This window comes from Halopseudomonas pelagia (assembly GCF_009497895.1).
In the GTDB taxonomy this organism is placed as follows: Bacteria; Pseudomonadota; Gammaproteobacteria; order Pseudomonadales; family Pseudomonadaceae; genus Halopseudomonas; species Halopseudomonas pelagia_A.
On the sequence record NZ_CP033116.1, the window covers coordinates 3,196,348 to 3,210,196 of the forward strand.

Sequence of the window (13,849 nt, forward strand, 5' to 3'; positions counted from 1 at the left end):
ACAACCTCTGCTGCGCTTGCGTGCCACGCAACTACGCAAAAGCCCGCCGCAGCTTCTGGCTGGGGCGGGCTCTCCTGGTGCAGGGAAAATTTCAGATAGCCGCGGCCAGACGTGACCCCTGATCAATTGCCCGTTTGGCATCCAGCTCGGCTGCCACATCAGCGCCGCCGATCAGATGCAGGGTTTTACCCGCCGCTTCCAGGCCCGCCTGCAATTCACGCAGCGGCTCTTGCCCGGCACAGATCACAATATTGTCGACCGCCAGGACCTGTGGCTCGCCCTCTCCAATCTGGATATGCAGCCCGGCATCGTCGACCTTGAGATACTGCACCGAGTTGAGCATTTGAACCTGCTTGTTTTTCAGGCCGGTGCGATGAATCCAGCCAGTGGTCTTGCCCAGGCCATCCCCGACCTTGCTGGTCTTGCGCTGCAGTAGATAGACCTCACGTGCTGGCGGATGCGGTTGCGGGGTAATACCGGCGATGCCGCCACGGGCTTCGATATTCAGATCGATGCCCCATTCTTTCCAGAACAGCTGGGTATCCAGGCTCGGGTTGCCGCCCTGGTGGGTAATGTACTCGGACACATCGAAGCCGATCCCGCCCGCGCCCATCACCGCCACTTTATTGCCCAGCGGCTTGTGATTGAGGATGGTGTCGATATAGCTGACCACCTTGGGATGATCGATGCCGGGAATATCCGGCGTGCGCGGCTTGATGCCTGTCGCCAGAATCACTTCATCGAACTCAGCCAGATCCGCCGCCTCGACGCGCTTGTTCAGCACCAGCTTGACCCCGTACTTGTCGATCATCTTGCCAAAGTAGCGCAGGGTTTCGAAAAACTCTTCCTTGCCGGGAACCTGCTTGGCGATATTGAATTGGCCGCCAATTTCCGCCGCCGAGTCGAACAACGTCACCTCATGCCCGCGCTGCGCTGCAACCGTAGACGCGGCCAAACCGGCAGGACCGGCACCAACCACAGCGATCTTCTTCACTGCAGTGGTCGGAATATAGTTCAGTTCGGTTTCGTGACAGGCGCGCGGGTTGACCAGGCAACTGGTCAGCTTGCCGCCGAAGGTGTGATCCAGGCAGGCCTGGTTACAACCAATACAGGTATTGATTTCATCGGCCTTGCCGGCAGCTGCTTTATTGACGAAGTCGGCATCGGCCAGGAACGGCCGGGCCATGGAAACCATGTCTGCATCGCCCTCTGCCAACACCTGCTCTGCTACTTCTGGAGTGTTGATCCGGTTGGTGGTGACCAGCGGGATGCTGACCTCGCCCTTGAGCTTCGCGGTGACTTTAGTGAACGCAGCGCGCGGCACCTTGGTAGCAATGGTTGGAATCCGCGCTTCGTGCCAGCCGATGCCGGTATTGATGATGGTCGCGCCAGCCTTTTCAATCGCTTTTGCCAGCATCACCACCTCATCCCAGGTGCTGCCGCCTTCAATCAGGTCGAGCATGGACAGGCGATAGATGATAATAAAGTTCTGGCCTACGCCCTCACGTACACGGCGGACAATTTCTACCGGCAAACGCATGCGATTTTCGTAGCTGCCGCCCCAGCGGTCGGTGCGCTTGTTTACATGGCTGACCAGAAACTGGTTAATAAAATAACCTTCCGAACCCATGATTTCGACACCGTCATAGCCAGCGCTCTGGGCCAGCTGCGAGCAGGTAACGAAATCGCTGATCTGCTTCTCGATGCCCTCCTCGTCCAGCTCTCTCGGCGTAAAGGGGTTTATCGGCGCCTTGACTGGGCTGGCAGACACCTGCTTGGGGCTGTAGGCGTAACGGCCTGCATGCAGAATCTGCATGCAGATCTTGCCGCCGGCTTCATGCACCGCCTGAGTCACCACCTTGTGATGCTCGGCTTCTTCCGGCGTGGTCATCTTCGCTGCACCAGCGGCAACACTGCCCTCTTCATTGGGCCCAATCCCGCCGGTGACGATCAGACCCACACCGCCGCGCGCACGCTCGGCGAAGTAAGCCGCCATGCGCTCGAAGCCGTGCGGCCTCTCCTCCAGGCCGGTGTGCATCGAGCCCATCAGGGTGCGATTGCGCAGGGTGGTAAAACCCAGATCCAGGGGGGCCAACAAATGCGGATAGAGAGAGGTTTCGCTCATGGACTGCTCCGGTTATCACTTCATCAGGGTCTTTACCGGATACGTGCCCGGCAAATGCTATGGCAAGACAATAGGCCGGTGGCGAACATCGCTCAATCACCCTGAATGACATAATCATGACTTTGAATTACAGTTGTGTTTCTCCATAAGTGCGAGTGCCTTGAATGAAACTCAACCCTTGAAGCTCGGCGATATCTCGGTCGGTTACCTGTACAGCCTTCAGGCCGCCCTGCTCAGCCTGGGTCATGACCCGCTGCCGCTGTTCCAGCGCTTTCGCATCAGCAGTGATCTATTGGCGACCCCGCAGGCGCGCATCAGCATTCCGCGCTTTATGCGCCTCGGCAATGCGGCCATCCAGCTGACCGGCCGTGCCGACATCGGCTTGTTGATGGGGCGTTGCAGCCACGCCAGCCATCTGGGCTTGGCCGGCATGACCGCCCAATGTGCGGCCGACCTGGGTCAGGCCTTCGAGACGCTGGTACGCTTCGAGCGCTTGTCCAGCCAGAACTACCGTGGCCATTCCAGCTTTGACGCACCTGCGCTGCGCTTCTATTCGATCAGCCCGTACAACGCCTTCAACCTGTTTGTGGTTGACTCGGCCCTGGCCTCCCGCGCGCAACTTGGTCGCCACCTGACCGGCGGCAAGGCGATACTCTCAGCGGTGCATATCGAGTTTCCCGCACCCGCGTATGCCGACCGTTACGAAGACGTCTTCGATTGCCCGGTTCTCTTTGAGCAGGAACACAACCAGCTACTTTGGGAACCGGCGAGCCTGAATCTGCCGTTGGAGCAATCTGCTCCCGCCAGCTTTTATCATCTGCAGTCGCTGTGCAAAGCCCAGTTGCATGACCTCAACCGTCATCGCGGCCTGCGGGAAAAGGTCGAGGAGATATTGTCGCCACAACTGCACCAGCGCTTACCCTCGTTGCCGGAGGTCGCGCGCAAGCTGGGCTTACCCTCCTGGACCCTACGCCGTCGGCTGCAGCAGGAAGAGCAGACGCGGTTTCAGGACATCATCGATGAAACCCGACAGGATCTGGCCGTGAGCTACATTCGCGATACGGAGTTGGCGTTGGGGGAGATTGCGTTCTTGCTGGGCTTTTCGTCGCCGGAGGCATTTCAGAGAGCTTTCAAACGTTGGACCGGGCAACCGCCGGGACAATTCAGGCGTCAGCAGCGCAGAACGCCAAGCTGAATATAAATACTGAAAGGAGCAGAAGGCGAGTTACCAAAGGGCGAAACGAGGGGAGTATTGCTGGTAGTTACTACTGACAGTTGTTGCTGATAATTGCTGATAAAGGCCACTGTGAAAAAGCTTACCGCAGAAGAAAGCCGAAGCGGTTACATCTCTTCGGCGTCTTCAGCATCCTGATCCCATTCCTGGGCGCGCTTGTCCATCAGTTCTTCTACATAGTCGTTCATTGCTGCTTCCTCTTTTTGTTGTCGAGCCAACGGGCTCACTACCCGACGCTATAGGCCGTGTATGACAGTCAGATGAAGCAAGAATAAAAAAGTTCAGAAAATTACGCAGAGGGCCACCAGCAGCAGGGCTTCAGCCATTTCCAGCACGGCGCCGGCGGTATCCCCGGTGGTGCCACCCAAGCGCCTGATTATCACCCGGCGCCAATAGAAGGTGAAAAGCACTACGCCGAACAATGGCAGTAAGCCGGCTGGTCCCCAGGCCACCAGAGCCAACAGCGCAATCACCAGTGCATGACCGAGTAATGCAGGCTTCAGCGAAGCGGGCGCGTGGGCCGCCAACTCTGCACCCAGGCCGCCGGGACGTGCGTAAGGAGTATTGATCAGCAGCGCCGGCAGCAGCAACCGGCCGATCCAGGGCGCCAGCAACAGTGCCAACCACGCCTGATTTTCCAGCAGGCTGACCAGCGCAGCGAACTTGAGCAGTAATACCAGCACCAGAGCCACCACACCGATCGGGCCGCAGGCCGGGTCTTTCATGATAGCCAGCGTGCGGTCGCGATCACCGTGCCCACCGACCCAGGCATCGGCGGTATCTGCCAGACCATCAAGATGCAGCGCACCGCTGATCCACACCCAGAGACTGAGGATAATGGCGGCCTGCAGCAAGGGCGCAGCCGATATCAGCAACCAATGGGTCAATAGCAATACCAGCCCGATCAGCGCGCCGACCAGCGGGTACCACAACAGCGAGCGGCCGTTATCCTGCGCCGTAGGAAGAGAAGGCAGGCGCACCGGGAGGCGTGTGAGAAATTGCAGTGCAATCATCAGTGCCAGCGGGAGTTTCATAACTGCTCCAAATCACCATCAGGATGACGACGCAGCAGCACTCGTTCGGCCAGTGCCACCTGCACCTGCAGCAGTTGTTCGCGTGGCAAGCCCTGCGCCCGCGCCAGCAACAACCGCATCACGCCACCATGGGTTATAACCAGGATCTTGTCGCCGGCATGCCGCAGCGCCAGATCATCCAGACTTGCCAGCACCCGCTGCTCGAACGCCAATACCGGCTCGCCGCCGGGGGGCGTGCAGGCATAGGGATCCCGCCAGAAAGCCGCCAGGGTGTCGGCGTGTTCACGCATCAGATCGGCGGGATACTGGCCTTCCCATTCGCCGAAGTGCAGCTCACAAAGACCGGGCTCCAGGCTCACCGGCGTGCCAAGTCGCGCGCCTAGCTCGAAGGCAAAAGCCGCGCAGCGACGCAGCGGCGAACTGATGATGTGCTGCCAGGTCCCGGGGGACTGACAGGCCTGGTGCATTTGTTGCCAGCCAGCGGGCGTCAGTTCGTCATCCAGGCTGCCGCGCAAACTGCCGGCCAGGGCTGTTTCACCGTGGCGAAGCAGTTCGATCAGCACGGCTGGCGATCAGAGACATCCGCTTGCGCGAAGGTCGCCATCTGGTTATGCAATGCGCAAGCTGCGCGTAGCAAAGGTACCGCCACCGCAGCACCGCTACCCTCGCCCAGGCGCATGCCCAGGTCCAGTAACGGCGATGCCTGCAAGGCTTGAAGCACCAGCGTATGCCCGGGCTCGGCGCTGCGGTGGCTGAACAGCATCCACTCGCGGCAACCCGGGTTAAGCCGGGTCGCGCAGAGGGCCGCGACCGAACTGATATATCCATCGATCAGCATCGGCATGCCGCGCTGCGCGGCAGCCAGATAGGCGCCGGTGAGCGCCGCTATTTCCAGTCCGCCCAGCCGTGACAGGGCCGCAAGCGGATCACGCAGATGCGCAGCGTGGCGTAACAATCCACGCTGGATGACCCGCAGTTTATGTTCCATTCCGGACTTGCTCAGCCCGGTCCCCGGCCCTACCAGCAAGGCCGCAGGCCGGCCCAGCAGAGCACTGGCCAGCGCACAGGCACTGGTGCTGTTACCGATACCCATTTCTCCACCAATAAACAGATCGGCCTTGTCGATCGCCAGCACCGCCTCCTGGCCGACGCGTATGGCCTCGAGGCACTGCTCGGTCGTCATGGCCGGGGCACGGCAGAAGTTGGCGGTGCCCGGCGCAATAAAGCGATGCTCCACATTGCTCAAAGAGCGAATCGGCACTGCCAGGCCCAGATCCATGACTTTCAGCGTCGCGCCCAGGTGCCGCGCCAGAACACAGATAGCGGCACCACCCTGGGAGAAATTGCGCAACATTTCGCCAGTTACCGACTGCGGGTAGGCAGACACGTTCTCGGCCATCACCCCATGATCAGCAGCAAAAATAGTGATCCAGGGCGCATCGATGGCTGGCTGATCCGAGCCTTGCATGGCTGCCAGTTGCACAGCCAGGGTCTCCAGTTGCCCAAGAGAACCTGTCGGCTTGGTCAGTTCGCTCTGCCGTTGCTGGGCTTCGAGAAGGGCTGCCTGGTCCCACTGCGCCACGGCTGCGCTCCACCATGGCCGGCTCATGGAAGTGCTCCCTTCAAGGCCATCGGCAAACCGGCGATGCAAAACAACACGCGCTCACAGCGCTGCGCCAGCGCCTGATGCAGCCAGCCCGCCGCATCCACATAACGCCGGCTGAGCTCGCCCATGGGTACTACGCCCAGCCCGGTTTCATTGCTGACCAGAATAATCCGGCCCGGCAGTGCACCAAGGCAATCGAGCAGGGCCTCGCGCTCGACTTCCAGCCGGGATTGGTCATCACACAGCAGCAGATTGGTCAGCCACAGCGTCAAACAATCGACCAGCAGGCAACGCTCGGTGGCGGCCTCGCGGCGTAATACGTCAGCCAGCGCCAGGGGCTCTTCTACCAATGCCCATTCGGCCGGGCGACTTTGCTGGTGTTGGCGAATGCGCTCGCTCATCTCGCCATCCAGCGCCTGACTGGTAGCAATGTAGGTCACCGGCCAGCCGCTGTCCTTGGCCAGTTGTTCGGCCAGCCGGCTCTTGCCGGAACGTGCGCCGCCCAGAATCAATTCTTGCATGCAGGAACTCCACACAATTGCCGTAGCAATTCAGTATCCAGATGGGCTTCGACACTCTGTGCCAGACGCTCGATATCCCGTTCACGCAGCGCAGCGTAATCCAGAGCCTGCGCCTGCGCCAGCCCCGCCCACTGAAGTAGTGCCTGACTGGCCTGTGGCGATTCGAACAGGCCGTGCAGATAGGTCCCGGCAATCTGCCCATCTTCACTGAGAGCACCGTCGGCTTCGCCGCTGTCTAGATACAGTAGCGGGCGCTCCAGCGCCGGCCCTGCACTGCGCCCGGCATGGATTTCATAACCACTGACTTTTGCCTGATCTATCTGCAGTTGCCCTTCAACCCGTGTTAGGCGCTTGTGCGCCTGCAAGGTAGTGAAAAAATCCAGCAGCCCCAGCGCTGCTTCACTACCGGCCGGCCCCTCAAGACCCAGCGGGTCATCAATGCGCTGACCGAGCATTTGCAGGCCGCCGCAAATCCCCAACAACTTGCCGCCATAACGCAGATGGCGGGTGATCGCATGATCCCAGCCGTACTGGCGCAAAAAAGCCAGATCGGCACTGACGCTTTTGGAGCCCGGCAGAATGATCAGATCCGCTGGCGGAATCGGCTGGCCCGGCCCAATAAACTGTAGGTCGACCTGCGGGTGTAGACGCAATGGGTCAAAGTCAGTGTGATTGCTGATACGCGGCAGTACCGGCACCACCACCCGCAGCGCATCAAGGGTCTTGGCGCCCTGATTGGCATTCACCGCATCCTCGGCCTCCAGATGCAGATCATGCAGGTAAGGCAATACGCCCAGCACCGGCTTGCCAGTGTGCGCCTCCAGCCAGTCAAGGCCAGGCTGCAACAGCGCGATATCGCCGCGGAAACGATTGATGACAAATCCCTTGATCCGCGCTTGCTCGCTTTCCGAGAGCAATGCCAGCGTACCGACCAGGTGGGCAAACACGCCGCCCTTGTCTATATCGGCAATCAGAATCACCGGGCAATCTACCGCCTCGGCAAAGCCCATATTGGCGATATCACCCGCCCGCAAATTGATCTCTGCCGGCGAACCTGCGCCTTCAACCAGGATGGTGTCGTAGCTCGCCAGCAAACGTTGGTGAGACGCCAGTACCGCGCGCAGGGCGGTGGGCTTGTAGGCGTGGTAGGCCACCGCATCCATGCAGCCAATCGCATGGCCATGAATAATGACCTGAGCGCCCACATCGGTATTGGGCTTGAGCAGCACCGGGTTCATATCGGTATGCGGCTCCAGGTGCGCGGCCTGGGCCTGCACCGCCTGAGCGCGGCCGATCTCACCGCCATCGACCGTCACCGCCGCATTCAATGCCATGTTCTGTGGTTTGAACGGCGCCACCTTGACGTCCTGATGACGCAACCAACGGCATAGCGCTGTTACCAGTGTGCTCTTGCCCGCATCCGAGGTGGTGCCCTGAATCATCAGCGTACTCATACGCCCGCCCTCGCTGGCGTGCTGAAATGCATATCAGCCAATGCCGCGTGCAACCGCTGCCAGGCGGACTCACTGCCGGGCAAACCGATGCGCAATGCCGCTGGCTGGTCGAACAATCTGAGCAGAATGCCTTGGCGGGCCAACGCCGCATGGATATCTGCGGCCTGGGGATGCGGGACCCACTGGAACAGCGCGCAACCGCCTGCTGGGCTCAGGCCATGTTCGGTCAGCAACTCTACCAAGCGCTGCCCATCACGCCGCAAACGCGCCCGCCACAAAGTCTGCGTAGTGTGATCGGCGAGCACCGCCTTGCCCACCGCCCGTGCAGGACCGCTGACGCTCCAGGGCCCGAGCTGCCGCTGCAATGCGACGAGCATCCCTGCCTCACTCAGCACAAAGCCTAATCGCACGCCGGCAAGGCCGAAGAATTTGCCCAGCGAGCGCAGCACAATCAGACCTGGGCGGTCGCTGAATTCAGCCAGGCTGTGCTCCGGCGCGATATCTGCAAAGGCTTCATCGACGATAAGACACCCGCCGCGTCGGTGTAACTGCTCGTGCCATTCCAGCAGCGTTTCAACATCGATCTGAGTGCCGGTTGGATTATTCGGATTGACCACCACCAGCACATCAAGACGCTCCAGATGGCTGGCTACACCAACCTGATCCAGGCCGATAGTCTCGTGCCCCGCCCTTTCCCAGGCGTAGCGATGTTCCGCATAGCAGGGTTCGATAAAACCCACGCGAGCGGATGCAAACAGCTGCGGTAACGTTTGAATCGCCGCCTGTGAGCCTGCCACCGGCAGCGCTTGGGCGGCACCGTAATACCCCGCGGCAATTGTCTCCAGGCCGTCGCCCTCCTCCGGCAACCGTGCCCAGATGGCCGGGCCCAAGGCCGGCAGCGGCCATACATAAGGCGCCAGCCCGGTGGACAGATCAAGCCAGTCCTCGACGGCAATGCCGTAGTGCGCTGCGGCCTGGCGTAACCGACCGCCGTGTTCAAGCATACAAAAGCCCCCAGAGCACCGCGAGTGTCAGTAACCAGAGCACTACACCCTGGCGGACCAGCTTTACGGCGCGATCAATATCCTCAGCCTTTGCCTGCGGCCCGGCGCCCAAAGTGGGCCGCTGGTGCAGCTCGCCCTGATAAATTGCCGGCCCACCCAGGCTGACATTCAACGCCCCGGCCCCGGCGGCCATCACCGGACCGGCGTTGGGGCTGTCCCAGGCCGGCGCCTGGATGCGCCAGCAGTGCAATGCCTGGCGTGTACGCCCGCACAGGGCATAGGTCAGCGCAACCAGCCTGGCCGGCAGATAATTGAGCGCATCATCCAGCCGCGCCGCGGCCCAGCCAAACTGGCGAAACCGCGCATTGCGGTAGCCCCACATCGCGTCCAGCGTATTGCTCAAGCGGTACAGCACCACACCCGGCGCACCTAGCAGGGCGAACCAGAACAGCGCGGCAAATACTGCGTCGCTGCCGTTTTCCAATACCGACTCGGTAGTGGCGCGAGCTATGCCCTCCTCGTCCAGCTCATCGGTCTGGCGGCTGACCATATAGCTCACGCGCAATCGCGCCTCGGCCAGATCACCCTCGCGCAACGCCTTAATGACGGGTTCGGCATGCTCAGCCAGGCTGCGTAGTCCGATGGCCAGGTACAGCAGCAGCAATGAAAAAACCCAGCCAATGATCGGCAAGCTCGCCAGCGCCCAGGCGCCCAGCGTCAGCGGCAGCACCGCCAGGGCCCAGGCCAGCAACCCGCGACCACGCCGCGCGCTATCGCGGTTCAAGGTGGCTTCCAGGTAATCGGCAAAAAGACCGAAGCCGACCAGCGGGTGCCAGCGTTTCGGTTCACCCAGAAAGTGATCAAGCAGTAGCGCACCGATCAGCCAAGGGGCGCTCAGCACGGCGGCGCTCAGCACTGACGCTGATCCCATTGGCGGATCAACTCATGCAACTGGTCCAGCCCGATGGTCAGCGCCGAGATGCCGGGCTGCAGAATATCCGGCGATTTTATTTCGAACAGCTGCTCATTGCTTAGCGCCGGAATCCCCGGCCAGCCGGGCCGGTCAAACAGATGTTCAGGCCGGAAGCGCTTGCCGCACCAGGAGCCGATAATCAGATCCGGCGCGCGGCGCACCACTTCCTGCGGGTCAGTGATATAGCGCTGTTTGGCTTTCGGGTGGTGACTGAGCTCGGCAAAACAGTCTTCCCCGCCGGCCAGTTCGATCAGCTCGCTCACCCAGCGAATGCCGGAAATCAACGGACCATCCCACTCTTCGAAATACACCTTGGGTCGACGGGTCAGTTGCGCTGCCTGCTGGCGCACCCTATCCATGCTCAGCTGCAACTCAGCAACCAAAGCCTCGGCTTTATCACCGGCGTGCACCAACGCGCCCAGAGTTTCGATCATGCGCAGGATGCCGGCGATATCGCGCTGATTGAACAGGTGAACTTCCAGCCCCTCGCGGGCCAGTTCCGCGGCCATATCGGCCTGCAGATCACAGTAGCCAAGTACCAGGTCCGGCTTGAGTGCGAGAATCTTTTCGGTCTTGGCACTGATAAAAGCCGAGACCTTGGGCTTTTCCTTGCGGGCCTGCGGCGGGTGGACGGTAAACCCGGAAATACCCACAATGCGATCCTGTTCGCCCAGGCGATACAGCACTTCGCAGGTTTCGGTGGACAGGCAGACAATGCGTTGCGGGCCTTTCATCACAGCTCCCATTTATCTGTAAATAACAGTTCGGACAGCGGCCTGGGGTTGGTCCAGCCTTGCTCGACCAGCATCGGCTCGGCGTAGAACGCTTCAACCGGGCCCAGGCACAGCACCGCCACCGGTTTGGCATCCGCCGGCATGCCGAGCAGCTCTGCCAGCGCCTGCGGATCGAACAACGAAACCCAACCCAGGCCTAGCCCTTCGGCACGGGCAGCCAGCCACAGATTCTGAATTGCGCAGGCGACCGAGGCCAGATCCATTTCCGGCAGCGTCCGGCGGCCAAACACATGTTGCTCGCGGCCGTCCGGCAACGCAGCTACCAGCAACTCGGCGCAGTCGCGAATGCCTTCAACCTTGAGCCGCATAAAATCCTCGGCACGTTCACCCAGTGCTTCTGCGGTGCGCTGCCGCTCTTCCTCAACCAGCTGATGAATGGCGGTGCGTAAACCCGGCTGGGTAATGCGTACAAAGCGCCAGGGCTGCATCAGCCCGACACTGGGCGCCTGATGGGCGGCTTCCAGCAGGCGTGACAACTGCTCAGCAGGCACCTCACCGCCGCTGAAATGGCGCATATCCCGCCGTTCGCGAATCGCCCGGTACACCGCCGCACGCTCGGCGTCGGAGAAATCCGCTGTACTCATGGGCGCATGCCGTTCATGGGCAAAACAGAGCCGCTGCCGCCTGGGGGTTGCCCGGCAGATACAGGTGGATATAAGACGCCGTCAGCCGCCCGATCCGCCATACCGCCTCGGCGGTGCGCTTGTAATTCGGGCATTCGCCGCGCACCAGCGGCTCCAGTTCACATTCGATGGAGGAATGATGAAAGGTATGCCCGCGTAAGGTGCCTTCCGGCAGCGCAACTTCCTGCAACGCCAGCGCAGTCAGGCGCTTCTGCATGGTCGCACGACCCGGCAACAGGCCGACCAGCTCGGCGCTTTGCCCCTCGGCATCCGTCAGTGATTCGCACAGATAGAGCATGCCGCCGCATTCGGCGTGAATCGGCTTGCCGGCATCATGGTGCTCGCGGATAGCAGCCTGCATCGCCTGGTTGCCGCCCAACTCGGCCAGATGCAGTTCGGGATAACCGCCCGGCAGATACAGGCTGTCGATCTCGGGCAGTTGGGTATCGGTCAGCGGCGAGAAGAACAGCAGCTCCGCGCCCAGTTGCGCCAGCAGATCCAGATTGGCCTGGTAGATAAAGGCAAAGGCGCTATCCCGCGCCACACCGATACGTACGCCTGCCAGCGCTGCACTAGATGTACCAGCTGGAGCAGCCTCCGGCGCGCTGAAGCGAATCGGCGCAGGTAACTGGGTATCAGCACTGGCCAGTAGCGCATCGGCTGCCGCATCCAGCCGGGCATCCAGATCCGCCAGCTCATCCGCCTGCACCAAACCCAGATGCCGACTCGGCAAGCCGATGGCTTCACTGCGCGGCAGCGCGCCGAACCAGGCACAACTATCGGGCAGGCAATCGCGCAGTATCTCGCCATGCCGGGCACTGCCAACCTTGTTGGCCAGCACCCCGGCAAAGGGCAAGCCAGCCTGATAGCTCGCCAGGCCGTGGGCCATGGCGCCAAAGGTCTGGGCCATGCCGGAGCCATCGATCACCGCCAGCACCGGCACCCCAAAGCAGCGCGCCAGATCCGCCGCTGAGGGCGTACCGTCAAACAGCCCCATGACCCCTTCAATCAGAATCAGGTCGGACTCGGCGGCCGCCTTGCTGAGTAGCTTGCGGCTTTCCTGCTCACCGATCATCCACAGATCGATCTGATAGACCGGTCGCCCGCTGGCGCGCTGCAGTATCATCGGATCGAGAAAGTCCGGTCCGCACTTGAACACCTGCACCCGTTTGCCCTGCCGACTATGCAGCCGGGCCAAGGCTGCGGTGATGGTGGTCTTGCCCTGCCCTGAAGCAGGCGCGGCGATCAGCAGTGCCGGGCACTGCTGCTCTGTGACGACGGATTCGGTCAAAACTCCACTCCCTTCTGCGCCTTGATGCCGGATTTGAATGCATGCTTAACCACGCCCATCTCGGTCACGGTATCGGCAGCGTCTATCAGAGCCGGTGGCGCGCCACGACCGGTGACCACCACATGCTGGGCCATGGGTCGCGAGCCGATATCCTGTAATACCTGATCCAGCGACAGGTACCCGTATTTCAGCGCAATATTCAGCTCATCCAGCACCACCAGCGCTACCGTGGGATCGCTCATCAGTTCCACCGCCACCGCCCAGGCGGCTTGCGCCTTGGCGATATCGTCCTGACGGTCCTGGGTTTCCCAAGTAAAGCCGGCGCCCATGACGTGGTAGCGCACCTGCTCGGGAAAGCGCCGGAAGAAGGTTTCTTCTCCGGTGCTGCGCGCGCCCTTGATAAACTGCACGATGCCCACTTGCAAGCCGTGACCCAGACTGCGAGCAGCCATGCCGAAGGCCGAACTGCTCTTGCCTTTGCCGTTGCCAGTCAGCACCAGCAGCAGGCCGTGCTCTTCCTGAGCCTGGGCAATTTTCTCGTCGACAATGGCCTTCTTGCGCTGCATGCGCAGCCGATGACGCTCGTCGCGTTCGGCGCTATCGCTCATGCCTGGCGGCCTTGCTGCGCCTCACGCACCGCATAAACACGCATAACGATATAGATCACCGCAGCCGCACCCACATACAACGCCATGCTGCTCAGGTATTGCGGATAGTAGGTTGCGATGCGCTCAAGCATGCCGGAGAAAGTCGGGTTGTCGTAACGGCCGGAGAAAAAGTAGAAACCGCCGCTGGAAAACAGCTGACATACCAGTGCGCTGCTGAGCACGGCAGGGATCAGTACCAGCAGTGAGCTCAATTGCTCACGGTGCCAGCGCGCATACAGGCGGCCACCGAACCACAGCGCAGCATAGGCTGGCAACAGCATCCAATAGGCAACAGTCATGCAATGATGCCCGGCGTTGGTCCAGCCCACGCTCATAATGTCCATAAAGGTGGTTTGCAAAAACAGTAGAGGAAATACCCAGCGCGGCTTGAGCAACACACCGGCGAGGAAGAACACCGCCCAGGACGCGCTGGGCAGATTGACCAGGCTGAAATGGCTGCCACGGTTCATGGCGACCAGCAAAACAAGTACGATACCGATAGCCACCTGGCTACGTCTGGACAGTTCTAACATGGGTCATCCT

Annotated in this window: 14 protein-coding genes; 1 reads left to right on the forward strand and 13 read right to left on the reverse strand. The window is 61.1% G+C overall.

What is annotated here, in order from left to right; all coding sequences use genetic code 11:
* Window positions 1–91: 91 nt before the first annotated feature.
* Window positions 92–2,125 carry an NADPH-dependent 2,4-dienoyl-CoA reductase gene (locus EAO82_RS14855; protein WP_096344794.1) on the reverse strand — a complete coding sequence of 678 codons (2,034 nt, stop codon included), beginning with the start codon at window positions 2,123–2,125 and terminating at the stop codon, window positions 92–94.
* Between the two features lie 160 nt (window positions 2,126–2,285).
* Between EAO82_RS14855 and EAO82_RS14860 the strand changes: the two genes are divergently transcribed.
* Entirely contained in the window at window positions 2,286–3,320 is a 1,035-nt protein-coding gene (locus EAO82_RS14860) for an AraC family transcriptional regulator (protein WP_096344795.1), read from the forward strand.
* Window positions 3,321–3,640: 320 nt separating this feature from the next.
* On the opposite strand, the gene EAO82_RS14865 is transcribed toward EAO82_RS14860, so the two are convergent.
* The 12 genes from EAO82_RS14865 to EAO82_RS14920 are packed head-to-tail and all read right to left on the reverse strand — an operon-like array spanning window position 3,641 to window position 13,839.
* Window positions 3,641–4,393, reverse strand: a complete 753-nt coding sequence (locus EAO82_RS14865) for an adenosylcobinamide-GDP ribazoletransferase (protein WP_096344796.1) — start codon at window positions 4,391–4,393, stop codon at window positions 3,641–3,643.
* Window positions 4,390–4,956 (reverse strand): alpha-ribazole phosphatase family protein, encoded by a 567-nt coding sequence (gene cobC, locus EAO82_RS14870; RefSeq protein WP_096344797.1) that lies wholly within the window; start codon window positions 4,954–4,956, stop codon window positions 4,390–4,392. The genes EAO82_RS14865 and cobC overlap by 4 nt, the downstream gene beginning before the upstream one ends.
* Window positions 4,950–6,002 (reverse strand): nicotinate-nucleotide--dimethylbenzimidazole phosphoribosyltransferase, encoded by a 1,053-nt coding sequence (gene cobT, locus EAO82_RS14875; protein WP_096344798.1) that lies wholly within the window; start codon window positions 6,000–6,002, stop codon window positions 4,950–4,952. The genes cobC and cobT overlap by 7 nt, the downstream gene beginning before the upstream one ends.
* Complete coding sequence (gene cobU / locus EAO82_RS14880; RefSeq protein WP_096344799.1) at window positions 5,999–6,520, reverse strand: bifunctional adenosylcobinamide kinase/adenosylcobinamide-phosphate guanylyltransferase; 522 nt, start codon at window positions 6,518–6,520, stop codon at window positions 5,999–6,001. The genes cobT and cobU overlap by 4 nt, the downstream gene beginning before the upstream one ends.
* A complete protein-coding gene (locus tag EAO82_RS14885) occupies window positions 6,508–7,974 on the reverse strand; it encodes a cobyric acid synthase (protein WP_096344800.1) in 1,467 nt (488 codons plus the stop codon). The genes cobU and EAO82_RS14885 overlap by 13 nt, the downstream gene beginning before the upstream one ends.
* Window positions 7,971–8,978, reverse strand: a complete 1,008-nt coding sequence (cobD, locus tag EAO82_RS14890) for a threonine-phosphate decarboxylase CobD (protein WP_096344801.1) — start codon at window positions 8,976–8,978, stop codon at window positions 7,971–7,973. Before cobD ends, EAO82_RS14885 begins: the two co-directional genes overlap by 4 nt.
* Window positions 8,971–9,891: an adenosylcobinamide-phosphate synthase CbiB gene (cbiB, locus tag EAO82_RS14895; protein WP_231703364.1), complete on the reverse strand. Its 921-nt coding sequence runs from the start codon at window positions 9,889–9,891 to the stop codon at window positions 8,971–8,973. Before cbiB ends, cobD begins: the two co-directional genes overlap by 8 nt.
* Entirely contained in the window at window positions 9,888–10,688 is an 801-nt protein-coding gene (locus EAO82_RS14900; protein ID WP_096344856.1) for a cobalamin-binding protein, read from the reverse strand. Before EAO82_RS14900 ends, cbiB begins: the two co-directional genes overlap by 4 nt.
* Window positions 10,685–11,329, reverse strand: coding sequence for a 5,6-dimethylbenzimidazole synthase (bluB, locus tag EAO82_RS14905; RefSeq protein WP_096344803.1), 645 nt, complete (start codon window positions 11,327–11,329; stop codon window positions 10,685–10,687). Before bluB ends, EAO82_RS14900 begins: the two co-directional genes overlap by 4 nt.
* Window positions 11,330–11,342: 13 nt before the next feature.
* A complete protein-coding gene (locus tag EAO82_RS14910; RefSeq protein WP_096344804.1) occupies window positions 11,343–12,659 on the reverse strand; it encodes a cobyrinate a,c-diamide synthase in 1,317 nt (438 codons plus the stop codon).
* Complete coding sequence (cobO, locus tag EAO82_RS14915; protein WP_096344805.1) at window positions 12,656–13,267, reverse strand: cob(I)yrinic acid a,c-diamide adenosyltransferase; 612 nt, start codon at window positions 13,265–13,267, stop codon at window positions 12,656–12,658. The genes EAO82_RS14910 and cobO overlap by 4 nt, the downstream gene beginning before the upstream one ends.
* Window positions 13,264–13,839 (reverse strand): hypothetical protein, encoded by a 576-nt coding sequence (locus EAO82_RS14920; RefSeq protein WP_096344806.1) that lies wholly within the window; start codon window positions 13,837–13,839, stop codon window positions 13,264–13,266. The genes cobO and EAO82_RS14920 overlap by 4 nt, the downstream gene beginning before the upstream one ends.
* Between the last annotated feature and the right edge of the window lie 10 nt (window positions 13,840–13,849).